Origin of the sequence: Collinsella aerofaciens ATCC 25986 (genome assembly GCF_010509075.1) — a bacterium.
GTDB classification, from domain to species: Bacteria; Actinomycetota; Coriobacteriia; order Coriobacteriales; family Coriobacteriaceae; genus Collinsella; species Collinsella aerofaciens.
Genome location: NZ_CP048433.1, coordinates 1889252 through 1915406 on the forward strand (window position 1 = coordinate 1889252; position 26155 = coordinate 1915406).

Consider the following 26155-nt stretch of genomic DNA (forward strand, 5'->3'; position numbering starts at 1 on the left):
TGGTCAGGATGGTTAATCGTCCTTGTCGTCCTTCATGACAACGGTGGTCTCGGTGTGGCTGAAGGTGTCGTGCTTCTCGGTCAGGTCGAGCTCGCCACAGTAGCAATCGGCGTGGGTGGCCTCGTTGGCCGTCTTGAGCTGGCCCACCAGCAGCACGTCTGCGATGACCACGATGATCAGCGGCGCGACGATGTTGATGAGGATGCCCTCGATATCAAAGGTGAGGTAATCCGGATCGAAGGCGTTCTCACCCATGAAGAGGATCTGGGAGAGGACAAATCCGATCACAAAGAACAGCACCGAGGCGATAGCGAGCTTGGGCTTGGAGCAAGGAAGCTCGCCGACCAAGCGGCCGGTCTGGCCGTTCATGGCAAACAGGTAGCTCTTGCCGTTCCACGAGGTGGAAAGCATCCACACGGGGAACAGGGCATAGTCGCTGTCTTCCCAGGTGTAGTCGAGCTGCTTGCTTTCGACCGTGGCATCGTCGTATTCGTCGACGACGGTCTCGCGCAGGGCCGAGATCGTGCTTTCTTCCATACGGCGCTCGGCGCGCGCCTTGCAGGTCTCGCAGTCCTCGTCGTAACGGTTGGCGATGTAGCCGGGCATATATGCGACCGAGAACGGACGCAGTGCGTCGTAGTCAAACGGCTCGATGGCGTCCATGTGGCCGTCGGGCATCTTGGACGATCCGTCGACGGGCACGCGCTTAAACGAGATATTGCCCTTGCGATAGGCATCGTAGTGGTCGGTGGTCGTGACGGTGCGGTCGGATTCCTCGGTCACGGTCTCGTTGGTCGCGTCAAAGTACACTTCGCCGTCAACGCGGGCACCGTAGAGCCAAAACGGCACGTAGACACCTTGGACCTCGTCGATGTGGCTGCCGGTGACAAAGCTCTTGGGCAGCAAGATCTTGCCCTTGTAGTGTTCCTTGAGTGCGGCCGTGACGTCATCGCGCCCGAGCTTAAATGGAATCACCAGGTCGGGCGAGAAGTCGCCCGAAAGCTGACCGGGCGCTACGGCGGAGTTGCCGCAGTACGGGCAGGTGGTGACAGCGACGGTGCCGTCGGACACGAGCTCGGCGCCGCACGACGAGCAGATGTAGCCGGCGTTTTGGGCGAGCTCCTGCACCGCGTCGTCGGCGACGGGCTTTGGCGTTGCGGCTGCGGCATCGGCTTTGGCGTCTGCCTTGTCCTGGCGCTCGCGATAGAGGGCCTCGACTTCTTCGACTTCAAAGCGCGAGTCACAGTAGTCGCAGACGAGCTTTTGCTCGGCGCTTGCAAAATGCAAGGGGCCACCGCAGGCAGGGCACTGATAGTTAACGCTCTCGAAGGCCATGATCGGTCCTTTCGCTGCCGGAGGCTATGCGCCGATGGCGCCGCCGCAGTATTCGCAGCGCCCACTGGCATCGGGAATGGTGGTGGCTCCGCAGAAGGGGCAGGTGACCGCGGTCTTGGGAGCCTTGGCGGCCACGACGCTGTCGCGCGTTTCCTGGCGCAGCTGCACCAGCGCATCGCGGACTTCGGTTGCCTGGCGCTTGGCCTCGCGGTATTCGATGGAGCCGCGCTGATCGATGGTGGAGTCGTTCACGCGCAGGTTGATCTCGGTAAAGTACGGCGTGTTGACGTGGATGGTCAGATTAAAGTCGTAATCCAGGTCGTAGCGCGGCGGGTTGTAGCTCTCGCGCTCGCCGTCCTTGGTCTCGCGATAGATCTCGGTGCGCTGCTCGTCGATATCCATATCGCAGCCGAGTACCTGCGAGAACTCGATGATGTCGGGATTGGCGTCGCGCCAGCGGCTCTGCGAAGTGATGATCAGCAGGCCCGCGTCCTCATCGAGCATAATATTGGTGCGCCCGGCAGAAAGCGTGCGCGTGGGGTTGAACGAAGACAGGCGCTCGGCGTTGGCCTCGCGGTAGGCGAGTTGCTCACGGATATCGTCCGCGGTGCTGGAGCAATAGCCGTGAAAGTAGGGGGAGAGCTTGCCGGCGCACTCTTTGCACAGGTAGCCCTCATTGATTTTTGTCTTACCTAGAAGTCCCAGCTCGGTACCGCAAACCGCGCACTCTTTCTTCTCAAACATCTTGTCAAAGAAGCCCATGGCTGCCTCCCATCAACTGGTAGCGTGTGTCACTTTTGATGATGGGGGAGTGCGCGATCCTTCGCGTTACCCAGACGGCTCAAGGAGTCTCCACAACTGGGACACATGGCCCATTTTTTGATTGGACGCCGGGGACACTCTTCGGCCACTCATTGGGGACGTACTTAAATGAGTGGTAGTTGGGGACACTCCTGGCCGAGCTAGAGATCGCACGCGTCCCTTCTGGTCCATGCGGCTCAAAATCGCGGCGTGATGTGGACGGCTGGGGTCGAATTGGCAGCATTTCGAGCCTGGCTTCGATATTGAGACTGGTTCCTTATTAAAATAGATTTCCAGACAATTGAGCGGCTGGGGGTTAACCATGAGGGGCATAGGAGACACAACCGCATATTTGCGTCGGGGCATTCGGGAGATTATATGCCTGGCGCTGTTCTTCTTCACGTTTTTGGCGTGCGAGTATCTTTTTGATGTGCGCATGGCCGAGTTCGTGTCTCCGAACGAGGTCGTTATTTATGAGAGCCTTGTCATCGGCGCGAGCGTGATTGGCTTCTTTGTGCGTCCCATTCTGTACTATCGCCGTCCCCATGCTATCGACGCAACGAGTGACGTCACGGGCGTTTTGCTGGTGGCGGCATTGCTGCTGTTGATTATGGCGGTTCAGGTTGAGGTGGTAATTGCCGGCGGTTTGGTGGCGTGCTGCGCGCTGGGCTACTGCGGATCGACTGCTCATGCAAATTTTGCGAGGCGCTTTGCGCGAACGCCCTGCTTGGCGCGCGCCGCCGCACTTTCTTACGCCATGGGCGTTCTGGTGCAGGTTCTCAACCACATGGTGATGCCTGTCGGCATTCCTCAGCAGGCTGTTCTGGTCGTCTGTGCGATCGCGCAGGTGGCGTTGCTCCACGGTGCCCGACGCGCCAAGCTGCGCGACGAGTCCGATCCCAACTTTGAACCCAGTGCTGCCGGGCTTTCGGTAGATGCTCTGGAATATGGCGCCAAGTGGCATGACGATCCCGAGGCAAAGGCGGCATTCCGTCGCGCCGTAGTTCGCCTAACCGTGGCGACGGCGTATCTTTCCAGCGTATTCGCCGCTCTCAACGCGGGCTTCACGACCCTGCATGCTGTCGGAGCCGTCGATTTGGGCGATTGGCCGCGCCTGCTGCTTGTCGTGAGCTCGTTGGTCGCTGGCGCACTATTTGACCTGCACGGCCGCTCGTATATGAATATCGGCATGACATGTGCCGCCATACTGTCCACGCTTTCGTTCTTTGTGCTCATCGTCGATGGCAATGGCGGCAACGAGCTTGCTGCCACGATCATCTTTTATCTGGGCTCGGGCTTTTTCGTGGTGTTCTTTACCACAAAATATGCCGCCGTCTCGCTCTATGCGCGCTGGTCATATTTTTGGCCGTGCATGGGTCGCGTCGTCAACAACGTGTGCTCGATGTTCGTGACGGCGCCGGCAGTGGCGATTATCTCGAGTCAAAATGTGCTGGCTGCGGTCGGTGCGGCGCTCGTGATGTTTGTGGGCATTGCGATTACGCTGCTGGGGCAGTTGGGGCAACGAGCCGATGATGCCGCGATGCGGGACGGACTGCCGCTTGCCACCGACGATCTTGGTGGGAATCTTGCGCCCACATGCTCCGACCCCGAGCCCGTGGAGGCAGCGGAGCTCACGTCCGATGAACGCCTTGATGCCTTCGTCGCCACCTTTGGGCTTACAGAGCGCGAGCGCGATATTCTTGAGGTCTTGGTCGTTTCGGACCAGAGCGTTCAGGACATCGCCACAACGCTTTTCCTTTCGCGCTCCACGCTCTATCGTCACATTTCCTCGATCAACAAAAAGACCGGCACCGCCTCGCGTGTAGCCCTTTTCAACTTCTTCTGGTCCTGGACACCCAAGGACTAGCTAATCCTCCAATAAGTTGCGGTGGAATAATCCCTAAATTAAAGTCACGGGACCTTAAACAGGAACTATTTCACCGCAACTGCTGGGGGGACAGACTGCGGCGGCGGCAGAGGCAACGGCAGCGGCGTTGGCAGCTGTGGTAGTGGCAACGGCAGCTGGCAGGGTGTTTTCCGTCTACTTGCTACAGCAGCTCGCCGTGGCGGGCAATGTAGCGGCGCTTTGCCAGCTGGGTGAGCGCGATATAGGCGGTAACGATGCCAATGAGCAGCCCAAAAAAGCTCGTGGGCAGCGGCATGAGGCCGAGCGCATCGGCGATGGGGCTTGCCGGCAGCCAGGTGACGAGCGCCAGGCCCAGCACGGTGAGCGCACACAGCGCGGGCGCGGCGTGGTCGCGCGGGCTCGGCAGATGCGGGGAGCGCAACATGTGGACCACGAGTGTCTGCGACCACATGGACTCGACAAACCAGCCGCTCTGGAAGAGCGCAGCAAAGGTCGCCATACCCGCGACGTCGCCCGCGGCGGCAAGCTCGGACCAGCTTGCGTCCACGGCGGCGGGGCACACGACAAAGAAGAGCGCGGCGAAGGTCACGATGTCAAACAGCGAGCTCACGGGGCCCAGCTCGAGCATAAAGCCCTTGATGGACGCGGCGTCCCAGGCACGCGGGCGGGCAGTCCAGGCGTCATCGACGGTGTCCCACGGCAGCGCGATGCACACGATCTCGTAGACCAGCGACAGCAGCACCAGCTGCAGGGCGCTCATGGGCAAAAACGGCAAGAACAGGCTCGCGACGGTCACGGACAGCACATTGCCAAAGTTGGAGCTCACCGTGGTCTTGAGGTACTTGAGCAGGTTGCCGTAGGTGCGGCGGCCTTCGATGATGCCGCGCTCGAGCACGCCCAGGTCCTTCTGAAGCAAGATGATATCGGCGGATTCCTTGGCAATGTCGACGGCCGAATCGACCGAGATGCCGCAGTCGCTCGCACGCATGGCGGCGGCGTCGTTGATGCCATCGCCCATAAAGCCCACGGTGTGGCCGAGCATCTCGCGCATGACACGTACCAGGCGCGCCTTCTGCAGCGGCGAGAGCTTGGCGAAGAGGTGGGTTTTCTCGGCGCGCTCGGCAAGTTCGGCGTCATCGAGCGCATCGATCTCGGAGCCGAGCAAGACGTTGCTCGCATCGATACCAATCTGCTCGCAGACGGTGGCGGCGACGCGGTCGTTGTCGCCGGTTAGGACCTTGACCGCCACGCCCTTGGCCTCGAGGGTGGCGACGGCGCCCGCGGCACTTGCTTTGGGCGGATCGAGGAAGGCCAAAAAGCCCATCAGCACCATGTCGCACTCGTCGGCGATGCCAAACTCGCCCACGCAGCGCGGATTGGTCTTCTGCGCCACGGCAATTACGCGTAGGCCCTCGGCGTTAAGTCCGGCGATCTGCTTGCGAATCTGGGCGAGCTTCTCGTCGGTGAGCGGCTGAGCGATGCCATCGATCTCGACAAAGGAGCAGATCTCGAGCATTTCCTCGGCAGCGCCCTTGGTAACCATCTGGGTTTTGCCTTGGGCGTCGGCGACAACTACGCTCAGGCGACGGCGCGAGAAATCGAAGGGAACCTCGTCGACCTTGGTATAGCGGTCGCGCAGACTCTGGCCCAGCATAGAATCGGGCACGACGGCCGAGGGCGTCACATCGGCACGGTCGATTACGGCCAGGTCGATAAGATTTTTGAGGCCGGTCTGGAAGAAGCTGTTCAAAAACGCATGGCGCAGCACGCGCGCGTCCTCGTTGCCATCGGTGTTGAGGTAGCGCTCGAGCACGATGCGGTCTTCGGTGAGGGTGCCGGTCTTGTCGCAGCACAGGACGTCCATGGCACCCAGGTTTTGGATCGCCGGCAGCTCCTTGACGATAACCTGGCGACGGGCGAGGTCCTTGGCGCCCTGCGACAGGCTCGTGGTCACGATGACGGGAAGCATCTGCGGCGTGATGCCCACGGCCACGCTCGTGGCGAACAGCAGCGCGTCGATGACGTTGCCCTTGGTGGCGGCGTTGATGGCAAAGACGGCCGGCGCCATAACGAGCATGAGGCGTACGAGCAACATGGAGACGCTCGAGACGCCGCGGTCAAACGCGCTCTTCTCGCCGCGCCCGTTGAGCATTTTGGCGATGCTGCCCAGGTAGGTGTCCGAGCCGGTGGCAACGACAAGCGCCATGGCGGTGCCGTTTTGCACGGAGGTGCCGGTAAAGACGATGTTCTTGCAGGCAGAGAGCGGCAGCGCAGAGCCGCCGGCACCATCGACGACGGTGGTGGCAGCGGTCTTCTCGACGGCCTCGCTCTCGCCGGTGAGCGCGGACTCGATCACAAACAGGTCGCGCGCGGTGACGATGCGGGCGTCGGCCGGCACCATATCGCCGGCAGAGAGGCGGATTACATCGCCGGGAACGAGCTCGTCGAAGGGGATCTCGAGGCGCTCACCGTCGCGCAGGGCGGTGCAAGTGTTGGACACCAGGTCCTTGAGAGCCTCTGCCGCATTGCCGCTGCGGGCTTCCTGGATAAACTTCATGCCGCCCGATACCAGCAGCATGATGCCGATGACGATGACCGTGGAGGGGTCGCGCTGCGGCTCGGGCACGGCGAGCACGTCGATGTAGAGCGAGACCAGCGCGAGCGCGGCGAGGATACCGGCGAAGGGATCGATGAACGCGTCGGCGACGCGGCGGGCGAGCGTTTTGGTCGTTGCCTCGATGGTGTTGGGGCCGGAGGCGTCCAGGCGCTCGGCTGCCTGCTCGGCGGTGAGGCCGTTTGCCGTGGCGCCAAGCAGTACGAGAGCGTCATCGGCACTATGGGTGGTGGCGAATATGGTGTTCTTGGACAGGCCGGTGTGAGCGGCAGGGCGCTCCGCGCGGCGGCGCTTGGAGATGGCTTCGAGTACCGTGGCGGTTTTGAGCATCAGCATAGGGTCCTCCTTGTTGAAGGGAGTTAGCGTACGTGTCGTATTGAGTTGCAAAAAACCTAGATGTCGCTCACGTCATGCTCACGAACCACCACAAAGGGGACAGGCACCTTTGTGGTGGTTTTGACAATCGGTTGGTGGCGCTTATGCGAATACGGAGTCCTCGCGGCGTGCCGAGGGCGACATGCAGGTTTTTCGACTATGACTGCCTTCCATGGCACACCTCCTTATGGACGGGCGCGGCGCGCTTTGGGTATCTCGTACCCGTTTCAATCCGCCCGTATTCTTGATGAGGGGGTTCGCCGTGTCAACCCCATTGTTCGGAAAACCGTTGCCCCTGACAAAGCCTTTACAGAATGCCGTGGCCTCAAAGCGTACCCGCATCGACGCTTCGCCTGCGCTAAACTGGAAGCACGTACGCGATTACGAGAGGAGCCCGCATGGAGGCTTACAAGCAAGAGTTCATCAAGTTCATGGTCGAGTCCGACGTTCTTAAGTTCGGCAGCTTTACGCTCAAGAGCGGCCGTCAGTCCCCGTTCTTTATGAACGCCGGCGCTTATGTGACGGGCTATCAGCTCAAGAAGCTGGGCGAGTATTACGCCCAGGCCATTCACGATAACTTTGGCGACGACTTTGATGTCCTGTTTGGACCGGCCTACAAGGGTATTCCGCTGGCCGTCGTGACCGCAATTGCCTACCACGAGCTGTACGGCAAGGAGGTCAAGTACTGCTGCGACCGCAAGGAGGCCAAGGACCACGGTGCCGATAAGGGCAACCTGTTGGGCTATGAGCCGCAGGACGGCGATCGCGTGGTCATGGTCGAGGACGTTACCACCAGCGGCAAGTCCATCGACGAGACCTATCCCAAGGTTAAGGCTGCTGCCGACGTCGAAATCAAGGGCCTCATCGTGTCCCTCAACCGCATGGAGGTCGGCAAGGGCGGCGTGACCACCGCGCAGAAGGAGATCGAGGCAAAGTACGGTTTCCCCGTCGCGAGCATTGTTTCCATGGCCGAGGTCGTCGAGACCCTCTACAACCACGAGATCGACGGCAAGGTCGTCATCGATGACGAACTCAAGACGGCCATCGACGCCTACTACGAGCAGTACGGAGCTCGGGAGTAGTTACGGCGTTTTACCAAACGCCGTAACAGCTCGACGCTGCGCGGGCCGCATTTGGACAATCTGACGTTCAACTTCAAGGGCGCGACCAGAAGGTCAGCGCCCTTTCGTTTCACGTCACCTTGTCACAAATGCGACCCGCTCGCTGGCGTTGCCAAAACATCGGCGTTGCCGTGGTAGTCATTGAGGACGTTCTTGTTTGACTGGTCGTTTAAGAGCGTCCCCAATGACTACTTAGGAATGAGCGTGGATAATCTCCCGTTTTTGGCCCCCGTGTGGGCTCAAAGTGGGAGATTATTCACGCTCGTTGGATAGGTGTCCGAAAATCAACGCTCATTCGGTTGGCGCAGGGGCAAGCTGTTTTCCGCTGTGGTGCCACATGTGAGCCTGGCCTCCTATGCCAGATTCTAATAACGAGTTTACGGAATAAATAGTTATTAGAGCTGAAATGGCCGACCTAATGACGAGAAGTCGTTATTAGGTCGGCCATTAGTCATTGGGTGTTCCTATAGTTTTGTCAACCGTCGGGGCTACTCCCGGTAGGGCACCCGGTCGCGCATCACGGCGTATATCGCCCTGAGCCGCTTCCTCGCGACGGCCTTGAGCGCCCGCCCGTGCCCCATGCCCCGCGCCCTGCAGGCCCGGTAGTACTCGCCGTAGCGCCCCGAGGACCTCACCAGGCTGTTGCACGAGAAGATCAGCAGGGACTTGAGCCTCGCGTCGCCGCGCCTGGACGCCCTGACCGACCTCACCGACGTGCCGGAGCTCCTCACCCTCGGGGCTATGCCGCAGTACGAGGCCAGGTGGTCGTGGTCCGGGAACCTCCCGATGTCGACCGACACCGCGAGCTGCGCCGCGGTCCTCGGGCCGATGCCGGGCACGGTGAGCAGACACGCGTAGGTCTCGTCGCCCTCGAGCAGCGCCGCCGTCTCGGCCTCGAGGGCCCCGGCCTCGTCGAGGGCCTCCGATATCCGGGCGGCCAGGAACCTGACCTGCCTGTTCTCGGCCTCGACGAGCGCCGGCGGGGGCGCGGTGGAGGCGGCCGCGGCCTCCCCGGCGGCCTCGGCCCGCGGGCCCTCGGCCCCGGAGCGGGCGATCCCCCACGCCCCCGCCGAACCCGGCGAGCAGCTCCAGCCACCGCCGGTCCGACAGGTCGACCGCGGCCTCGAGGGCCGGGCAGGACTCGAGCAGCACCGCGCGCAGGCGGTTCTTGTCCCTGGTCGCGCAGGCGACGACGTGGTCGCGCTGCGACGAGAGGGCGCGGGCGGCCTCGAGGGCCTCGCCGCGGCCCGGGACCCCCCGACAGGGAGTCCGGCACGCCCAGGGCGGTCCGCGCGATCACCGCGGCGTCGCGCTCGTCGGTCTTGGCCTCGCCGGCGAACAGGCCCGCGGCGCGGCTGGCGGCGAGCCCGGGCAGGTGGGCGACCCCGAGCCCCGCGGCGCGGGCCCGCCTCACGGCGAGGGACCCTATGTTGCGGAACTGGTCGACGACGACGAGCGTGCCGGCGGGCGCGGAGGCGAACAGCGCGTCGAGCTCGGCCTCCCTGTTGCGGACGGGGGCGCTGGCCAGCACCTCCCCGTCGCGGTCGATCAGGCAGGCCCAGTGCGACGACTTGCCGACGTCCAGGCCGAGCACGGCCGCGGGTCTGGTGGATGGCGCTTTCACGGTGGTATCCTTCCGGTAGTCGTTCGACCGGATGGCCTCCCCCTCGGCACTCACATTACCAGCCGCGGCGCCTGCCCGGCACTTTCCTATCAGCCGTCGGGGGCGGCGCGTCCCGCGCCGGCAGCACCCAACAGGCCCTCTCGGGGGCAGGGACGTTCGGCCGTGCGCGGGCGCCCGGTCGGCGGCCCGTTCTGGGCGCGCCTCAATCGTAGCCCGAGACGGTCCCGGGCTGACAATTTCGACTGTAATGGACGTTCTTAAATGACTACTTGAGCCCGGGCAGGCGGGCGTAGGGAAACGAGTGCTCTAGGAACTCGGAGCAGCGGGCGTAGTCTTTGGCGAAGTAGCTGCTGTAGAGCGAATCGAGCACGTATTGCACGGCGATGTGGCTCGCGAACTGCGTGATGCGATGCGTCATGCTCTCGTGGTCACTCACCGTGAGGTAGGCGGCAAAGCCAGGGTGAATGCGTGCGCAATGAGGCGTGCCGATAACGATGACCGGGACATGCCGACTGCTGAGGATCGGTAAGATGTCCTTGAGGTTGGGGGCAAGGCCGCTGTAGGAGATGGCGATTGCCACATGGTCGGGGCCCGAGGCGAGCGCCGTGCACACCTGGGGTTCGATATTGTCGTGGCACGTCGCGCTTTTACCGGCGGAGAACAGGCGATCGCGGAACATTCCCGCTGGATAGAGATTGTGCGAGCCCGTGTAGATGTCGACCTGTCGGGCGTTCGCGATGAGTTTGGTGGCGTGGTCGAGCTGCGTGGGGTCGAGCAGCTCCTGCGTCTCGGCCAGCGTGTTCTGGTAGAGCCCCTCCATGCGCTCCATGACCTGCGCAGGCGATACTCGGCTTATCGACCCGCGATGCAAAGGAGATGCTCATCCCACGAGCACTACCGGGAAGGGCTTGCGATTCGAGCCCTCGCCTTAGTATTTTGGCCATTTGGCACTATAATTACTGTAGGCATGCGCACAACGTTGCGCTTAATCAAGAGGAGAAAACGTATGGGTCTGTTTGACATGTTCAAGAAGAAGGCTGAGCCCGCGGCTGTCGCTGCTCCGGCCTCCATCTCTGCTTCTGCTGGCGCCGACGTGCTGTGCTCGCCCGTCAAGGGCAAGGTCATCAAGATGGCCGACGTGCCCGATCCCGTCTTTGGTGGCGAGGTTCTGGGCAAGGGCTGTGCCGTGTGGCCCGAGGACGATCTGGTCTACGCTCCCTGCGACGGTAAGGTGACCGTCACCATGGGTCACGCCGTGGGTCTGCAGTCCGATAGCGGCATCGAGGTTCTGGTGCACGTTGGTGTCGATACCGTCAACATGAACGGTGACGGCTTCGAGGGCTTCGTCAAGGCCGACGACGTCGTGAAGGCCGGCCAGCCCATACTCAAGATCGACCGCGCCAAGATCGCTGCCGCCGGTTACAAGGACTGTGTCGTCGTGGCCGTGTCCAACACCGCCGAGTTCGCCGACGTCGAGCTTGCCGTTGAGGCAGAGTCCGCCGTCGCTGCCGGTGATGCCATCGTCAAGGTCGTCCGCAAGTAAGCTGCGGCATCCAAAGGATGTGCAAGGGTGGTCGGGTTATCCGGCCACCTTTTTTAATGGGCCAAGCAGGTGCGTTTTATTGCAGGGGGCTTGCTTTACGGGCCATTCGTTCATCAAATTGAGCCGCCTGCGCGGTTGTGGCCTCGATTCGTTTTGAATCTAATTGTTGACCTCTCCATACGATCGAGGTTTTTTATTGGATAGAAACGCTTGCCATGCAAGTTCTACCGTTCGTATTTGTTGCTCAACAACTTGCCAATGCTTCTCTGTAATCTAGGTATGAAATTAGCGTACGCATAAGGGGAGGAATTGATGAAAGATATCTCGAGAAGGGACTTTCTAGCCGGAATTGCAACGCTGGGCCTTGCTGGATGTTCGGGCAAACCTGATAAGACGGACAGTTCCACGCTAAAACCGAAAAAGGGCACGCTTAAGAATGAAAGTAGTCCACAGAGTTCCGATATTGTAGTAACCATGGACCCTATTTACAACTATCAGGTTGGTCAAAGCGGCTGTGGCTATATTACAAAAATCAAAAACACTAGTGATCAAGTTGCTGTCGATTGGGGAGTTGATGGCATCGCAAAGAAGGCGGATGGCACACTGTGTGGCACTGTGAGTAGCACAATATCTAGCTGCTGTGCTCTTCTTCCGGGGCAAGAAATATGGTACTTCGGCGCAATCGATGGCATAGATGAACTACCGGTGTCACTTGAGCTTACGTTTAGGGTTAATTGCTTTAAGAAGGTCACCGAAAAAGACACCTATGAGTTCACAGTGTTAAATGAACGATTAGAACAAATCGCTACTAACATGTATCGTTTTGATGTCGAAATTCAAAATGATTCGCCGTATGACTATGGTATGGGCACGACGCTCATGGGCGTATTGAAAGATGATATGGGGAACGTCGTGAACGGATTTGCGGGTGGCTCTGATGTTCTTGAAGCGGGCTGCCATACGATAATCTCTGCCAATAGTGGTCTCGATTTGACTGGATCTCCCTATGCATCGTATGAGTACAGCATTTTGAAGAACGTTCTTGAACCGTGCTAAGCAGATGAAAATCAACAGCGTTTCTTAGTTTGCAGCATCCGGTTATCGTTCTCCCCCCGCAACTTCATCACAACGGAAAGAATCTCGTATGTTTCAGGATCGACGTGAACAAGCGTGTATCGAATATCACAGCATCTGAGCGCTTTTACATTATCCTAGTCAATTGGAATATCATCGCTATTTTGAGCCTGTCCCAAGCCTGAGGGGTTAAGGGGCCGCCGGTTCGAATCCGGTCGTCCCGGCCAGAAGCCCGTTTTTGCGACTCAGGGGTTTGGGTCGAGCCGTTAATATGGACTTACTGTCACAACGTGCGTTGCGCATGGAACGCAGCGCCGCTTGTTTGGAGGAATGTCATGAAAAAGAAGCCGCTGCTTGCGCTCATGTTGGCTGTAGTGGTTGCATGCTTGATCTCTCTTTCCGGTTGCGGTGATCCCACAGTCGAGCAACTTATTAACGAAGATCTGATCAATCAGCTTGATGAGATTAAAAATAACGACGAGTCATTTCTGGATGGCTTGGATAAGGCTGCAGGGAAAGAGTTTAAAAGGGTCGGCATCAATACCGAGGAATACGCCAAGAGCTATCTCGAGGGCTTCGACTATAAAATCGGCGACATTGTAGTCGATGAAGATAAGGGTACCGCTACTGCCGAAGTGACCGTTTCTTGTAAGTCGATGGCTCAAATTCAAGGGGATTTTGCCACCAAATACCAAGAGAAGGTTGCTGCTCTTGATGGGTCGCCTTCCGAAGATGAGTTGTACAAGCTGGCTGGACAGGTAATGCTCGATGTGACCAAGGCCGCCAAGCCCAAGGACACCAAGGTTATCTTTAAGTATTCTGCTAACGATGACAACGAATGGTCGGGGGACGACTCTAATATCTCCGAGATGATGAGCGCTCTGCAAAGGTAGCGCTTTATATTTAGGTTGCCATGCGACAAACAGTTCGTTATGCAATAAAGGGAGGATCGTTGGGGCGACCCTCCCTTTATGACAACCAAAGCCAAGTGTGTCTGCGATATTGGTAAGCGTTATTCTGCCAGCAGTTGGGGACACTCCTTGTGCCAGCGTTGCATCGAGTGCTTGGGAAGATGCGACCCGGTTTTTGGCCGAATAGTGGGTCGCTGTTAGCGCCGGAATAATTTAGCCAAATATAGTCGGCCGAGATTGACCAATCCCGGCCGACCCATTTTAGCCAACACGCCCGCATCTATGACTTTCCTATCGCATTCCTACATCCCCTCGGGCTGGATCCCCCTCACCTTCACCGCCTGGGGGACGGCCTCCACCGAGTAGGTGTCAAGCTCCCTGCCGCGGTAGCTCGGGCCCCGCATCACGAACACCGACGCCTTGTCGAACAGCCTGTCGAGGGCGCAGAGGAGCGTGTCGTCGCCCGTGAAGAACTCATCCCACCCGCTCGGGGCGATGTTGCTCGTGAGGACCATCGCGTTCGGCCCCTCCTTCTCGTAGCGCCTGTCGACGACATCGAAGAACAGGTCGGTGCACGGCCTGTCGTAGACGCATCTCCCCACCTCGTCAACGATGAGGCACGACGGCTTGACGAGCGAGGAGACGACCCGCGAGGTGTTTCCCCGCTGGACGGCCTTCTGGAACCTGTCCCTGAGCTCGGTCGCCTTTATGTAGTAGGTCTTGAGCCCCCGCATGCAGCACTCGCGCCCGTAGGCCTGCGCGAGGTGCGTCTTCCCTATGCCGCCGGGCCCGACGAAGGCGACGTTGCGGTGCGCGTAGAGGTCGGCCAGCGACGGGAGCTTGCCCAGCGCGGCCGCGTCCCGGCCCTGGATCCTGGAGAAGTCGAAGCCCTCGAAGGTCTTGGGCTCGCGCCTGGGCAGCCTGCTCAGCCTCAGCAGCGTCTCGATGGAGGCGAGCCTCCTCTTCTCCGCAAGGTAGGAGAAGGTGGCTGCCACGGCGGCCATCTCCCCGTCGCCGAGGTCGAGGTCCGAGGCGAGGGTCGCGAGCTCCTCCGCCCCGACGGCGATCCCGAGCCTCGACGCGGCGTCGCTCGCGAGCTCGTAGGGGCTCGCCCCCGCGCCCGCCATCATTCGGCCCTCCCGAAGTCGAACCTCTCGAAACCGGGTTTCGTCCTGGGCGGGGCGATTTGCTCGACCACGGTCCCCACCGGCTGGGTCGGCAGCTCCTCGGGCTGCGCCGGCGATGTCTCCCACTGCCCCTCGCACCAGCTGTCGGCGCCGGTGCCGACGGCGTGGGCGACGAGCTCGCGGGAGAGGTCGTCGCTGTATATGTGCACCACGCGCCCCTCCCGGTTCACCCTGCACTCGCGGCGGACGTACCAGTAGGGCACGCCGTAGCGGTGCCCCTCGAAGCTCACGAAGCCGTCGAAGGAGATCTTCCGGCGCGGGCACAGGTACCGCTCGACCTCGGCCGTGACCTCGAGCGGCCTGGTGTTCGCCGAGCACGCCGCCTCGTGCTCGCGCATCGGGACGCATGCCGCCGCGCGCCGCCAGCGGCCTCCCTGCTCGGCGCACCAGAGGGCGGCCTCCCGGTTGAGGGCGTCAAGGTCGGTAAAGGACCTTCCCGCGAGGAAGTTCCCCTTCACGAAGCGGACGAGCCTCTCCACCTTGCCCTTCGTATAGGGGTGGCGCGGCCTGCACAGCCTGGTGCGGAAGCCGACGACGCCCATGAACTCGGCGTAGTCGGCCTGCCAGACGGGCCGGCCGTCGGCATCGCGGCGGACGACCACGCTCTTCATGTTGTCGGTGAGCACGGTCGCGGGCACGCCCAGCGCCGAGAACGCGTGCAGCATCCCGATGAGGAGGTTCTCCTGGCGCGCGTTCGGGAAGAACTCGACGTGGGCGCCCCCGCAATGGTGGCAGACCATGGCGAAGCAGGCGATCCGCGCCCGCTCCCCGCCGGGGCGCTCGACCGCGACGAAGCCCCAGTCCATCTGGTAGGCCTCTCCGGGCGCCGTCCTGAAGCGCTGGCCGCGGCAGCCCTGCGGGGCCGCCTGCCGCCTCTTCGCGGGCACGAGGTCCCGGTGCGCGGCGATATAGGTCTTCACCGTGGTGAGGCCGCCGGCGTAGCCCTGGCCGAGCAGCCGCTCGAATATCACCTGCGAGTTGGTGACGCCCTTCCGCAGGAGGTCGTCCACCAGGCCGGTGTGGCCGGCGAGCACGCCCGGCGCGGCCCTCCTCCCGCTGTTCCCGTGGGGCAGGGCCCTGAACCCGTGTGCCCTGACCGTCCTCGCGCGGGAGCGGGTGAGCCCCGTCCTCCTGCAGAACTCCGCGAGGTTGCATGCCTGCGGGTCGAACCCGTCGCCCTCCTCCGCGGCCATCTCCCGGAGCGCCGCGTCTATAATCTCCTGTAGGTCATCGTGTCTCTCGTTCACCTCAATGGTCCTCCTAACGCCGGCGTGTTGGCACCACCAGCGTAGTGGCGGCGGGGAGGCACGGTGGCCATTATTCGGTGACCGGGATTGGTCAAAATAGTTTGACTATTAGCGGCTAAAATCGCCCGGCGCTAACATCGCATTTTCCGAATGGGGTGGGCTGCGGAAAGTGCGACCCGGAATATTGCTCCAAAACGGAATGCAGTTTCCCCGACGCGCCTCAAACGGAAAGCGCATCCCATTCCGGAGCTCCAAAACGGGATGCGCTTTCCGCGCGGAAGAATTGTCGCAGCTGCGTTAAGCAGTGTCGCTCGTTACTCGCCCAGCACCAGCGCCGCGAGCTCTGCTTGGGTGTCCACCACGTAGTCGGCGCCGGCGGCTTCCAGCTCTGCGCGGCCGCGGAAGCCCCAGCTGACGCCCGCGCTCTTAAGGCCGGCGTTGTGGCCGGTCAGGATATCGACATTGGAATCGCCCACATAGAGTGTGGTTGCCGGATCGGCACCCAGCTCCTCCATCACATGCAGCGTGACGGGTGCTTCGGGCTTGGGTGGAAACGCATCGACACGGCCCTGTACCAGCGCAAAGCGCTCGGAACCAAAATACTTCTCGATAAGCGGAGCCGCCGAGACGTGGTCCTTGTTAGTGAGCACGGCAAGCTGCACACCCGCGGCGCGCAGGCGGTCGAGCATCTCGATCGTGCCGGCATAGGGGGCAGTGTGGTCCTCCTTGTGCTCGCCATAGTAAGCCCTAAACTCGGCAAGCGTCTGCTCAAACATACGGCTGTCTCCCGCGTACTCGGCGGGCATAAAGCGTTCAACCAGCTTGAGCATGCCGTTTCCCACCTTGTAGCGGTACTCGTCTACGGCAAACGTGGGCCAGCCGTGCGTCTCGCAGGTATGGTTGCCGGCGGCCGCCAGGTCCTCGAGCGTGTTGAGGATGGTGCCGTCCAGATCAAAGATCACATGGGAAAAAGCTGCTGCCATGAAAGCTCCCGTCATTGGCTTTAAAAACGCACCTCATAATACTGGGCTTCCGCGTTGGGCGAGCTTGGAATCTGAACATCTCCAGGGATATCAAGTCGCATCGCGCCGGCCGCAAGCTTTTGCCGTTAGCAAATCCTCGGCAGCTGCTCTCCCACGAGCATGTCGAGGATACGAGTCGAGCCCCAGCCGGTGCGCACGCGCACGGCGGGACGGGCGCCTGACTCAAGCGGCAGCACGCGACCGATGATGGCGGCATTCTCGCCGTAGCGGGCGGCGCGCATGGCGCTCAGCGCGGCATCGGCTTGCTCGGCAGGCACGACGGCAACCATCTTGCCCTCGTTTGCCACCTGCAGTACATCGTAGCCGAGCATTTCGCAGGCGGCCTGCACGCCGGGACGCACGGGCACGGCATCTTCGTCGACCTCCATGGCAACACCGCTGGCCTGGGCAAACTCGTTGAGTGTGGACGCCAGGCCACCGCGCGTGGGGTCGCGGAAGCAGCGTGTGTCGGGTGCTGCGGAAAGCACATCGGCAATCAGGTGGTTGAGCGGCGCGGCGTCGCTTTCGATGGTGCTCGAAAACGCCAGACCCTCGCGCTGACTCATGATGGCGATGCCGTGGTCGCCCAGTGTGCCCGACACCAGGATGACGTCGCCGGGCCGGCAGTTTGCGCCACTGAGCGCCACGCCCGCGGGTACCTCGCCCACACCGGCGGTATTGATATAGACGCCGTCGGCCCCGCCGCGCTCGACCACCTTAGTGTCGCCCGTGATTATGGACACGCCCGCTTCGTGCGCCGTTTCGGCCATCGTCTGCACAATCTGGTGGAGCTTATCCATGGGATAGCCCTCTTCGAGGATGAAGCCGCACGATAGGTAGCGCACGTTGGCGCCCGAGGTCGCGACGTCGTTGACGGTTCCGCACACGGCGAGGCGGCCGATGTTGCCACCGGGGAAGAACTGCGGCGAGACTACAAAGCTGTCGGTCGACATGGCGATGCGCCCGCTCGCGGGCAGCGTGGCGACGCCGGCGTCGTTGCCTTCGAGCAGCTCGGGCGACCCAAAGGCATCCAAAAAGACCTCATCGATGATGCGTTTCATCATCTGGCCGCCGGAGCCGTGGCCCAGCAGGACGGTGCTATCGGTAACGCTATGGGACATATCGAAAACTCCAATCGTGGGTGGTGCCGGTGTGCGGGTGTGTCCGGGCTAGTTGCGGTAGCGGTAGTACGCCGCGCAGCTGCCCTCGGAGCTCACCATGCACGGGCCGACGGGGTGCTCGGGCGTGCAGGTGCGGCCAAAGAGCGGGCAGTCGCTCGGCGTAATGGCCCCGCGCAGCACGTCGCCGCAGCGGCACCCGCGCGGCTCGACTGTCGCCTCAACGGGCACATCAAAGCGGGTACGGGCATCAAAGCGCGAGAATTCGGGACGAATGGCGAGTCCCGAAGCCGCAATCGGCCCCAGCCCGCGCCACGTGGTGTCGCATGGTTCAAACACCTGCTCGACCAGCTGGCGCGCCACGGGATTGCCGTCTGCGTTGACGCCACGGCGGTAGGCGTTGTCAATCGCCGGCCTGTCCTCGACAACTATCTGGACCAGCATGCAGATGCCCTGCAGGATATCGACCGGTTCAAATCCCGTGACCACGCCCGGGGTATTAAATTCGTCGACCAAAAAGCTAAAGGGCGCCAAGCCCGTGATGGTGGCGACGTGGCCCGGCAGGATAAAGCCGTCGATGGTGGTCTCGGGGTCGTTGGCGATGGCGCGCAACGCCGGCGGCGTGGTCTTGTGGGCGCAATAGACCGAGAAGTTCAAAAGCCCGCGCGCCTCGGCCTCCAAGATGGCGGCGGCGATGGTGGGCGTCGTAGTCTCAAAGCCCACGCCCATAAAAATGACCGGGCGATCAGGGTTTTGCTCGGCAATGTCGAGCGCGTCGAGCGGGGAATAGACGATGCGGATATCGCGCCCCGCCGCCTTTTGCGCAGCGAGCGAGGTGGATGATCCGGGCACGCGCATCATGTCGCCAAAGGTGGTGATGATGGCGCCGTCTATGTTGGCGAGCGCGATTGCGTGGTCGATGTCGCGGTTGGCGGTGACGCAGACGGGGCAGCCCGGGCCGCTCAGCAGCTTGAGCCCGGCCGGCATAATGGAGCGAAAGCCATAGCGCCCGATGCTCACGGTATGCGTGCCGCAGACTTCCATAAGGTTGATGGTGCGGTCGCCGACAAGCTCATGAATGCGCTCGATGAGCTCGCGAGCCAGCTTGGGATCGCGGAATGCCGAGAAATCGATACCGGAGCGCGCCGGCTGCTCGGGCGCCACTAGTAAGCCTCCGCCGGGTTGGTGGCCAGCTGGTCTTCTTCGACCAGCTCGGACATGGCATTAACAAGCTCGAGCGTTTCCTGTGCTTCCTGCTCGTCGACAATCTGGATGCCAAAGCCGGCGTGTACGAGAATATAGTCGCCAACCTGCGCCGTCGGCACGAGTCGCAGCGACACGGGGCGCTCGATGCCCATCATGTCGACGGTGGCCTTGAGGTCGTCGTCGCGTTTGACTACTTTACCGGGAACGGCAAGGCACATATTGTTCCCCTTTTATACGCTTTGCGCTGGACGGGCGCTCAATAATCCATCAGTTGATGGTAGCGCTCGCGGGCGCTGCGGGCAAACGCGCTACACCTGTGAGACGGTGGCTTGTGGGCTGGCCGAACAGCCTATTGCGGTGCGACCTGTGCGAGGCGGGTGCGTGCGACTGCCGCCTGACCGTAGGCGATGCAGCCGTCGTTGACGGGTACGGAGTGAGGAACCAAGACAGTGAGACCCATGCTTTTGAGCTCGCGGGTGAGGAGCTGGAGCAAAAGTCGGTTCATGAACACGCCACCCGAGAGCGCGACGGTATCGATGCCCTCGTGCACGCAGATTTCGCTGGCGATGCGCGCCGAGGAGCGCGCGACGGCGACATGGAAGTCGAGTGCGAGCCTGTCGGCGGACGCTCCGGCTTCAATTCCTCCCAAAAGTGCCTCAAAGAGTGCTTTCTGGTCCAGAACATAGGGGCCGTCCAGCCACGATGGGCCAGATGCGAAATAACCGGCGTTGTCGTCGGGAAAACGGGCGATTTCGTTGTCGAGCGCGCGCCAGGCGGCGGCTTCGAGTTCTATGGCGGGTTCGCCCTCGTAGGTTGCCTTGTCGCAGATGCCCAGAATCGCTGCCGCGGCATCAAAGAGACGCCCCATGCTGCTGGTACGCGGGCTGTTGATGCCGCGCTCGATCATGGTGGCTGTCACGCTGCGCGTTTGCTCGTCGAGGCTGTCCAAAAGCCGAGCGGCACCTGGGTGCTCGAGCAGACCGAGCTCACTGAGCAGGGCAAAGGCGTTGCGGCGGGCGTCGCGCACGGAGGCCGCCCCGCCGGGGAGCGCCCAGGTGCGCAAATGCGCGGCGCGTTCAAAGCCGCCAAGGCTGGCAACAAGAAACTCGCCGCCCCAAATGGTCCCATCGGCGCCGGCGCCGGTGCCGTCAAAGGCGATGCCAAGGACGCGCGCGTCGGTTGTAAGCTGGCCCGCGGCGATGGCCTCGGCCATTACGCTCGCGATATGCGCATGATGGTGCTGCACCTCGACGAGCGGCAGATTGCATTTTCGCGCCTGCTCGCGCGCCCACTGGCCCGATAGATAGCTGGGGTGTACATCGCAGGCCAAGGCGGCGGGCGCCAAATCAAAGAGATCTTCCAAGCGCGTGCGCGCGGCGTTCCAGGCATCGAAGGTCCCGCCGTTTTCAACATCGCCGATATGCTGCGACACAAAACAGGGCGCCTCGCCGTTCGTCCCTTCACGCGCGAGCGCAATCGTGGCCTTTTGTTGTGGCCCGCAGGCTAGCACGCAGGACGGAGCGCCGTCGAGCGCCGGCAACGGTAGCGGCTGGGGTGCATATCCGCGAGCGCGGCGAACGGGCATAATGGCGCCGTCGACCACGCGCACTACAGAGTCGTCGTAGCGCGAGAGGATCGCGCGGTCGTTACCGAGCAACGCGTCGGCGATGCCGGCGGCAACGAGGTGTTCCCAGGCAAGGTCGTCGTCGGTCTCGATGGGTTCTTCGCTTAGGTTTCCGCTGGTCATGACGAGCGCGTGCATACCGCAGGCTTCTGCCGCGGCGAGCAACAGATGCTGAAGCGGCGTATAGGGGAGCATGACGCCGAGCTCGGGCAAGTCGTGTGCGACAGATGGCGCGAGCGCGAAGGCGTCGGGGGAGCCGCCGTTGCTCTCGCAAACAGCACGTCGGCGCAGCAGCACAATGGGGCGGATGCTGCCGGCGAGAAGCTCGCGCTCAGCGTCGTCGATATGGCACAGGCGCCCGGCATCGGCAAGACTGCGCACCATGACGGCAAGCGGTTTGTTGCTGCGGCGTTTGCGACGGCGCAACTCGGCCACCGCTTGCTCGTTGGCAGCGTCACAGGCTAGATGGAATCCGCCCAGGCCCTTGATGGCGACGATGCCACCGCTGGCCAGCAGCTCAACGCAGCGCTCGATGATAGCGTCGCTGGCCTCGCGTGTGGTGCCGACGGCCGGTGTCGCGGACGAATTCCCGCACGCATCGCCGTTTACAGCCTCGCGCCACGTAATATGCGGCCCGCAATCAAAGCAGGCATCGGGTTGCGCGTGAAAACGCCGGTCGAGTGGGTCGGCATACTCCGCGGCACACCTGGGACACATGGGAAAACAATCCATCGACGTGGCCGCTCGGTCATAAGGCAACGATCGGATGATGGTAAAGCGTGGCCCGCAGTTAGTGCAGTTGATAAAGGGGTAGTGATAGCGTCGGTCGGCGGGATCGAACAATTCGCGCAAGCAATCGTTGCAGGTGGCGATATCGGGCGAGACGAGCGTCGTGTGCGCGGTCTGGTCCTGCGATGCTACGATGCGAAAACCCTGTTCATTGGCGGCATCCCAACCGTTGGCTGCCAAGTCCACAACCTCGACATACTCTACGCGAGCTGCCGCAGGCGCATGCTCAGAAAGCGCGGCAACAAAAGCATCGAGCGCATCGGCCGGAGCGTGCGCCTCGATATGCACGCCGTCGCCCGCATTGAGCACCCATCCGCAAATGCCATGCGCCATGGCCTCGCGATACACAAACGGTCGCATGCCAACGCCCTGCACAATGCCCGTCACATGAATATGCACATGCCGCATGCGACACCCCTCATCAAAACCGACCAAAAAAGGACAGGTTTATTTTGGTAGGTAAAACTTCTAAACCTGCCAAAACAAACCTGTCCCTATTTGGCAGGTGCGCTGCGGGAAATCCCGCTACAGCCCCAGGCTCTGCTTGGTGGCGGCGCAGGTGAGCTCGCCGTGCTTAACGCCGCGCAGGCCCAGCAGGCGGTCGGCTAGTTCGTAGACGCGCTCGCCGCGACCCTTGAGCGCCAGAATCTCCAAACAGTTGTGGTGATCCAGATGCACGTGCATGGTCGATACGATCTCGTCGGTGTAGTCGTGCTGCACTTCGTCCAGACGGCGCGTCAGGTCGCCAGTATGGTGGTCGTAGATCATGGTGAGCGACCCGATAACATGCTCATCGGGCGTGCGCATCTGCTCCTTGGCGATCGAGGCGCGAATCAGGTCGCGCACGGCCTCGGATCGGTTGGCCACGTCGCCGCGGCGTGCGATCTGCTCGTCAAAACGGCGCAGCAGGTCGTCGGGTGCGGTAACCGAAAAACGGACCAGCTCGGAGCCGGAACCACTACAGTGGCAGCCCGCGTCACCATCCGCCCCGTGCGGATGCTCGTGCTCGTACCCGCAGCTGTGCTCGTGTTCGGCCACCTTACACCAGCTTCACGGAGCCGACGGAGTTGTGGTCGGCCTCGATGGCTTCCTCGTAGCCCTCGAGCGCGTCATGCGCCTCGTGGAGCGCGGCCATGGCGGCCTCGAGCTTGGCGCCGATGCGCTCCATGTCAAAATTCTCGGTCGCATGCAGCAGCTGATGGCTCCACTCGTGAGCGAGCTCGATGGTGTCGTCGACCTGCTTGACGCTCATGGCAAGCTGGCTCATGTTCATTCCGACGTCATGCATGGAAAATCTCCTTTTGTATGGGGCAGTTCAGTGGTTCAGATTTTACTACGCCCGCTCTGTGCGCAGCTGCATAAGAAAACGGGTGCGAGTCTGTGCGACCCGCACCCGTTCACTGGGGGCTGTTTGTGACTACCATACTATCCGTGGTTGCACTCGGTGCATCCAGAAGTCCGGCGAGCGGTGCAAAAGCGCTCATGGACGGCAGGCAGACGGCAACATGTAACAAGCGTATTACAGATACTTCTCCAGCAGCGCCTGCAGCCTCGCCTTGGGCAGAGCGCCAACCGAGCGGTCAATCTCCTCGCCGTTCTTAAACACAACCAGCGTGGGGATGCTCATGACGCCATACTTCATGGCCAGGTCCTGGTTGTCGTCGACGTTGCATTTGGCAACGGCAAGCTTGCCCGCCAGCTCATCGGCAACCTCGTCAACGATGGGCGAGAGGGATCGACAGGGCCCGCACCACGGTGCCCAAAAATCGACCAGCACGGGCAGGCTGTCGTTAACGATGGAATCGAAGTTCTCGGGGGTAATCTGATTAATGTCAGCCATGGTGACCTCCATAATGCGACGCGGCTTGGCCGCGTAAAACTCAGTACGACCGTGCTTATACCCAGCCGCCCGCAAAGCAACCACTCGCGGCCGGCTCTTTTATATAATGGTGGGCACGCAAACGATTGGAGAGCGCATGCCCACGTCACAAAGCCAGAAAAAAGAAGCCATCGCCCAGGCGGCCGAGCAGGAGCTCGCATCGCTCGCGGGTCGCGGCGTGCGTATCGCGGGCAACGCGTGCTCGCCGATCGTACTAGTCAAAGGCGATTTGGACGAGGCCGAGCGTTCGGGTGGCGAGCTTGCCGCCGGCCCGGATGGCGCGGCGTTGCGCAAGGCGCTTGGGGCCATCGGCTACGCGCCCGAGGATTTTTGCGTGCTGGCAAGCGTCGCCGGCGTGGGTGACGGGGCGGTCGCGACAGGCGAGGGCCTACCGTGCGAGCTGTTCCGCGAGGCGCTCGAGGCCTTGGACCCCGAGGCGGTCTTGCTGCTGGACGATCGCGCGGCCGATACCATGCGCGAGACCTACGCCGATATGCTCGTGGCGATCGATGACTTCGACACCGCCATGCTCAAGCCCGGCTTGGTCGCCCATGTGCAGGGTCGCCGCGTGCTCGCGCTCGACGGTTTTGAGGCGGCGCTCACTGACAAAGCCGCCAAGCAGCGCATGTGGGCATACATCAAGCAGCTGACCCCGGCAGCCGCTCCGCTGTAGCGAGGCTGGCGGCAGCCCCTACATCACAGCGCGCAGCTCAAACCGATCGCCGTTAATGCGGAACTGGCAGTTGCCGTTCATGCGCTCCACGGCAAGTTTGATGCTCCTGGTGCCAAAGCCGTGGCCCGCATGCCGGGTCACGGGCATGCCGTCGACCATGCGCGGCGCGCGGTCAAACGTGTTGGAAACTAACAGCAGCAGCTGGCCGTCCTCTAATCGCAGGTCAAAGTCGACGAATCGCTTTCCTTGGGGTGCGGCGCTTGCGGCGGTGATAGCGTTTTCCAAGGCATTTGAGAGCACGCTAAACAGGTCGGCGTCACCTACGTGGATGGTTTCGGGTACGGCGGCGCGCAGGTTGGCGGTAATGCCGTTTCTATTGATATCCGAGTTAAATGACGAAAGCGCGATGTTTACGGTCTCGTTGGCGCAGAAGCGGCGTACGGCGGTGCGGTCGCCGGCTTCGCAGAGTTCGTCGATGCGATCGAGCGCCTCGTCGGTGTGGCCCTCCTCAATTAAAGCGGCCAGGCCGCGTAGGAAGTGGCGCATGTCGTGGCGCAGAATCGACAGCTCGCGCCCAGATTGACGCCAAGCCTCGAGCTCTTTGATGGCGGCGCTGTCGCGGGTTTCGAGCATCCAGCGCTCTCGCTCGGCGGTTTCCTTTTCTTCGTATTCGCGCAGATAAACGGCAAGAAACATAAGATAGAAGGCACAGAGCGCAAATGCCAAAAACTCAACCGTTACCACCGAGCCCGAGTGGAACAGCGTGGTGTAGACGTTGGTGGCATAGTCAAAGACGTAATAGACGAGCGGCAGGATTAAAAGGATGCCCAGCTCGGTGGTGCTTTTAATCGCCAAGCGCGGACCGATGTCGCCGGCCCAATGCAGCAGGACGGCAAAGACGGCGAGTGTGGTCGCGATGCGCGCCAGATAGTACGCGATCTGAGAATCGGTTGCGGCAAATGCGGCGATGCCCATCCAATTGCTGAACTGGCAGCTCAGATAGGCACTCGTAATGCCGAGCACGGCAAGCAGCGGGCTCAGGCGGTAGCGCGCGCACAAATAGATGATGAGCGGCAGATGCACGACGAGCGGATATACCTGGCGGGCGAAAAGCTCTCCGCCGACGGCATTGGCGAGGCCAAATGCGCATCCGGTTACGGCACCGACCAGCACCAGTTCAAGCGCATGACGCCGGTTGATCTCGATACCGCACAGCGCCGCCGAGGCAAAGACGCCAAAGAGTAGCGTTGTGGCGTGGTGGATTGCCCAAAGGACCATTTCGACCGAGGAGACCATCAGTGTCTCCCAGCCTCAAAGCGCACCGCAAAGTAGGCGTCTTGGAATCCCTGCTTGCAACTGCGCGAAAGCGGGATGCACGCGCCCGAGCGCATGACGATGTCCGTGCGGTCAAAGTGATCGATGTTGCGCAGGTTGACCTGGTAGCTGCGGTGGCATTTAAAGAAGGTGGCATTTTGCGCCAAACGGTCCTCGACGCTGCGGAACGACTCGAGTGCCTCGATGTCGCGTCCGTCGCGCAGGTGGAAGACCACGTGCTTGTTGCGCGCCTCGGCATATTCGATGTCGGACAGGCGCAGGGCGTGGTAGCCAAAGGAAGTTTTGATCACGAGCTCGTCGGTTGCCGCCGGGCGCATGCTCGAAAGCTCGTTAAGTAACTGCGCCAGGCGTTCGTAAGTCACGGGCTTGAGCAGATAGTCGAAGGCGCGGACCTCGTAGGATTCCAGCGCGAACTCGGGCGACGAGGTGAGGAACACCAGGCGCACGGCGGTGTCGGCCTGGCGCAGTTCGCGTGCGGTGTCCATGCCGTTGACGAGCGGCATGATCATGTCGAGCAGAATGATGTCGGCGCGCGATGCGGCATGGCGGGCCAGCAGGTCCTCGCCGCGCGTGACGAGCGCAACATCGACCGCCGTGCCCGTCTCGGTCGACCAACGGTCGATCATCCGGTGCAGTCTATCTAGAAAAGCGACATCATCGTCGCAGGCAATAATCTTGAGCATTCGGCCCCCTTAAGTAGTTCGATTTTGCCACATCGGGCACGCGCCGCTTGCGGGGGTGCGGACCGTTTGCGCCCCACGGCGTGCAGCTCGCGCCAAGCGGTGTTGCGGTGGCGAAAGATGCCTCCTG

General features: G+C 61.8%; 24 protein-coding genes. 6 read left to right on the forward strand and 18 right to left on the reverse strand.

All coding sequences use genetic code 11. The features are described from left to right. Positions 1-12 precede the first annotated feature (12 nt). On the reverse strand, positions 13-1335 hold the full coding sequence (locus GXM19_RS08515) for a hypothetical protein (RefSeq protein ID WP_006236288.1): 1323 nt from the start codon (positions 1333-1335) through the stop codon (positions 13-15). A 24-nt stretch (positions 1336-1359) separates the two neighbouring features. Next, positions 1360-2097, reverse strand: coding sequence for a DUF4428 domain-containing protein (locus GXM19_RS08520; RefSeq protein ID WP_006236287.1), 738 nt, complete (start codon positions 2095-2097; stop codon positions 1360-1362). A 391-nt stretch (positions 2098-2488) separates the two neighbouring features. Here GXM19_RS08520 and GXM19_RS08525 point away from each other — a divergent pair, with 391 nt between their 5' ends. Next, positions 2489-4003 carry a helix-turn-helix transcriptional regulator gene (locus GXM19_RS08525; protein ID WP_040360100.1) on the forward strand — a complete coding sequence of 505 codons (1515 nt, stop codon included), beginning with the start codon at positions 2489-2491 and terminating at the stop codon, positions 4001-4003. 181 nt (positions 4004-4184) lie between these two features. On the opposite strand, the gene mgtA is transcribed toward GXM19_RS08525, so the two are convergent. Continuing rightward, positions 4185-6953, reverse strand: coding sequence for a magnesium-translocating P-type ATPase (mgtA, locus tag GXM19_RS08530; protein WP_006236285.1), 2769 nt, complete (start codon positions 6951-6953; stop codon positions 4185-4187). Positions 6954-7390: 437 nt separating this feature from the next. Between mgtA and pyrE the strand changes: the two genes are divergently transcribed. Further along, positions 7391-8074, forward strand: a complete 684-nt coding sequence (gene pyrE / locus GXM19_RS08535) for an orotate phosphoribosyltransferase (protein ID WP_006236284.1) — start codon at positions 7391-7393, stop codon at positions 8072-8074. A 527-nt stretch (positions 8075-8601) separates the two neighbouring features. Here the strand turns inward: pyrE and GXM19_RS11150 are convergent. From GXM19_RS11150 to GXM19_RS08545, 3 genes are all read right to left on the reverse strand, one after another. Beyond that, positions 8602-8913: a transposase gene (locus GXM19_RS11150; protein WP_233544231.1), complete on the reverse strand. Its 312-nt coding sequence runs from the start codon at positions 8911-8913 to the stop codon at positions 8602-8604. Beyond that, entirely contained in the window at positions 8853-9791 is a 939-nt protein-coding gene (locus tag GXM19_RS08540; protein WP_338149297.1) for an IS110 family transposase, read from the reverse strand. The genes GXM19_RS11150 and GXM19_RS08540 overlap by 61 nt, the downstream gene beginning before the upstream one ends. Positions 9792-10002: 211 nt before the next feature. Continuing rightward, complete coding sequence (locus GXM19_RS08545) at positions 10003-10557, reverse strand: MurR/RpiR family transcriptional regulator (RefSeq protein ID WP_050766130.1); 555 nt, start codon at positions 10555-10557, stop codon at positions 10003-10005. A 186-nt stretch (positions 10558-10743) separates the two neighbouring features. On the opposite strand from GXM19_RS08545, the gene GXM19_RS08550 reads away from it, so the two are divergent. From GXM19_RS08550 to GXM19_RS08560, 3 genes are all read left to right on the forward strand, one after another. After that, positions 10744-11280 (forward strand): PTS sugar transporter subunit IIA, encoded by a 537-nt coding sequence (locus GXM19_RS08550; RefSeq protein ID WP_006235238.1) that lies wholly within the window; start codon positions 10744-10746, stop codon positions 11278-11280. 312 nt (positions 11281-11592) lie between these two features. Further along, on the forward strand, positions 11593-12336 hold the full coding sequence (locus tag GXM19_RS08555) for a hypothetical protein (RefSeq protein ID WP_040359153.1): 744 nt from the start codon (positions 11593-11595) through the stop codon (positions 12334-12336). 353 nt (positions 12337-12689) lie between these two features. Continuing rightward, complete coding sequence (locus tag GXM19_RS08560) at positions 12690-13247, forward strand: hypothetical protein (protein WP_006235235.1); 558 nt, start codon at positions 12690-12692, stop codon at positions 13245-13247. Between the two features lie 320 nt (positions 13248-13567). On the opposite strand, the gene GXM19_RS08565 is transcribed toward GXM19_RS08560, so the two are convergent. The 10 genes from GXM19_RS08565 to trxA form a co-directional block, all read right to left on the reverse strand. Next, on the reverse strand, positions 13568-14395 hold the full coding sequence (locus tag GXM19_RS08565; RefSeq protein WP_006235234.1) for an ATP-binding protein: 828 nt from the start codon (positions 14393-14395) through the stop codon (positions 13568-13570). Then, a complete protein-coding gene (istA, locus tag GXM19_RS08570; RefSeq protein WP_006235233.1) occupies positions 14392-15645 on the reverse strand; it encodes an IS21 family transposase in 1254 nt (417 codons plus the stop codon). The genes GXM19_RS08565 and istA overlap by 4 nt, the downstream gene beginning before the upstream one ends. A 368-nt stretch (positions 15646-16013) precedes the next feature. Further along, the gene (locus GXM19_RS08575) at positions 16014-16682 is read right to left on the reverse strand and encodes an HAD family hydrolase (RefSeq protein WP_040359150.1); all 669 of its coding nucleotides are present in this window, start codon (positions 16680-16682) and stop codon (positions 16014-16016) included. Positions 16683-16807: 125 nt separating this feature from the next. Further along, the gene (gene hypE, locus GXM19_RS08580; RefSeq protein WP_006235231.1) at positions 16808-17842 is read right to left on the reverse strand and encodes a hydrogenase expression/formation protein HypE; all 1035 of its coding nucleotides are present in this window, start codon (positions 17840-17842) and stop codon (positions 16808-16810) included. A 48-nt stretch (positions 17843-17890) separates the two neighbouring features. Then, positions 17891-19003 (reverse strand): hydrogenase formation protein HypD, encoded by a 1113-nt coding sequence (gene hypD / locus GXM19_RS08585; protein WP_172544907.1) that lies wholly within the window; start codon positions 19001-19003, stop codon positions 17891-17893. Further along, positions 19003-19263: a HypC/HybG/HupF family hydrogenase formation chaperone gene (locus tag GXM19_RS08590; RefSeq protein WP_006235228.1), complete on the reverse strand. Its 261-nt coding sequence runs from the start codon at positions 19261-19263 to the stop codon at positions 19003-19005. Before GXM19_RS08590 ends, hypD begins: the two co-directional genes overlap by 1 nt. A gap of 131 nt (positions 19264-19394) precedes the next feature. Next, positions 19395-21866: a carbamoyltransferase HypF gene (gene hypF, locus GXM19_RS08595; protein WP_006235227.1), complete on the reverse strand. Its 2472-nt coding sequence runs from the start codon at positions 21864-21866 to the stop codon at positions 19395-19397. A gap of 117 nt (positions 21867-21983) precedes the next feature. Further along, on the reverse strand, positions 21984-22496 hold the full coding sequence (gene nikR, locus GXM19_RS08600; RefSeq protein WP_022094795.1) for a nickel-responsive transcriptional regulator NikR: 513 nt from the start codon (positions 22494-22496) through the stop codon (positions 21984-21986). 1 nt (position 22497) lies between these two features. After that, positions 22498-22746 carry a hypothetical protein gene (locus tag GXM19_RS08605; protein ID WP_006235225.1) on the reverse strand — a complete coding sequence of 83 codons (249 nt, stop codon included), beginning with the start codon at positions 22744-22746 and terminating at the stop codon, positions 22498-22500. Between the two features lie 231 nt (positions 22747-22977). After that, positions 22978-23298, reverse strand: coding sequence for a thioredoxin (trxA, locus tag GXM19_RS08610; RefSeq protein ID WP_040359205.1), 321 nt, complete (start codon positions 23296-23298; stop codon positions 22978-22980). A gap of 136 nt (positions 23299-23434) precedes the next feature. On the opposite strand from trxA, the gene GXM19_RS08615 reads away from it, so the two are divergent. Next, entirely contained in the window at positions 23435-24010 is a 576-nt protein-coding gene (locus tag GXM19_RS08615; protein WP_040359148.1) for a hypothetical protein, read from the forward strand. A gap of 18 nt (positions 24011-24028) precedes the next feature. Here GXM19_RS08615 and GXM19_RS08620 read toward each other — a convergent pair whose 3' ends face one another. Continuing rightward, positions 24029-25306 carry a sensor histidine kinase gene (locus GXM19_RS08620; protein WP_006235222.1) on the reverse strand — a complete coding sequence of 426 codons (1278 nt, stop codon included), beginning with the start codon at positions 25304-25306 and terminating at the stop codon, positions 24029-24031. Next, complete coding sequence (locus tag GXM19_RS08625) at positions 25306-26028, reverse strand: LytR/AlgR family response regulator transcription factor (protein WP_006235221.1); 723 nt, start codon at positions 26026-26028, stop codon at positions 25306-25308. Before GXM19_RS08625 ends, GXM19_RS08620 begins: the two co-directional genes overlap by 1 nt. Between the last annotated feature and the right edge of the window lie 127 nt (positions 26029-26155).

Coding starts and splice junctions, on each gene's coding strand:
- GXM19_RS08515 (WP_006236288.1), bottom strand. CDS start 1,335: ATGGCCTTCGAGAGCGTTAACTATCAGTGCCCTGCCTGCGGTGGCCCC.
- GXM19_RS08520 (WP_006236287.1), bottom strand. CDS start 2,097: ATGGGCTTCTTTGACAAGATGTTTGAGAAGAAAGAGTGCGCGGTTTGC.
- mgtA (WP_006236285.1), bottom strand. CDS start 6,953: ATGCTGATGCTCAAAACCGCCACGGTACTCGAAGCCATCTCCAAGCGC.
- pyrE (WP_006236284.1), top strand. CDS start 7,391: ATGGAGGCTTACAAGCAAGAGTTCATCAAGTTCATGGTCGAGTCCGAC.
- GXM19_RS08545 (WP_050766130.1), bottom strand. CDS start 10,557: ATGGAGGGGCTCTACCAGAACACGCTGGCCGAGACGCAGGAGCTGCTC.
- GXM19_RS08550 (WP_006235238.1), top strand. CDS start 10,744: ATGGGTCTGTTTGACATGTTCAAGAAGAAGGCTGAGCCCGCGGCTGTC.
- GXM19_RS08555 (WP_040359153.1), top strand. CDS start 11,593: ATGAAAGATATCTCGAGAAGGGACTTTCTAGCCGGAATTGCAACGCTG.
- GXM19_RS08560 (WP_006235235.1), top strand. CDS start 12,690: ATGAAAAAGAAGCCGCTGCTTGCGCTCATGTTGGCTGTAGTGGTTGCA.
- GXM19_RS08565 (WP_006235234.1), bottom strand. CDS start 14,395: ATGATGGCGGGCGCGGGGGCGAGCCCCTACGAGCTCGCGAGCGACGCC.
- istA (WP_006235233.1), bottom strand. CDS start 15,645: ATGGCCGCGGAGGAGGGCGACGGGTTCGACCCGCAGGCATGCAACCTC.
- GXM19_RS08575 (WP_040359150.1), bottom strand. CDS start 16,682: ATGGCAGCAGCTTTTTCCCATGTGATCTTTGATCTGGACGGCACCATC.
- hypE (WP_006235231.1), bottom strand. CDS start 17,842: ATGTCCCATAGCGTTACCGATAGCACCGTCCTGCTGGGCCACGGCTCC.
- GXM19_RS08590 (WP_006235228.1), bottom strand. CDS start 19,263: ATGTGCCTTGCCGTTCCCGGTAAAGTAGTCAAACGCGACGACGACCTC.
- hypF (WP_006235227.1), bottom strand. CDS start 21,866: ATGCGGCATGTGCATATTCATGTGACGGGCATTGTGCAGGGCGTTGGC.
- GXM19_RS08605 (WP_006235225.1), bottom strand. CDS start 22,746: ATGCATGACGTCGGAATGAACATGAGCCAGCTTGCCATGAGCGTCAAG.
- trxA (WP_040359205.1), bottom strand. CDS start 23,298: ATGGCTGACATTAATCAGATTACCCCCGAGAACTTCGATTCCATCGTT.
- GXM19_RS08615 (WP_040359148.1), top strand. CDS start 23,435: ATGCCCACGTCACAAAGCCAGAAAAAAGAAGCCATCGCCCAGGCGGCC.
- GXM19_RS08620 (WP_006235222.1), bottom strand. CDS start 25,306: ATGGTCTCCTCGGTCGAAATGGTCCTTTGGGCAATCCACCACGCCACA.
- GXM19_RS08625 (WP_006235221.1), bottom strand. CDS start 26,028: ATGCTCAAGATTATTGCCTGCGACGATGATGTCGCTTTTCTAGATAGA.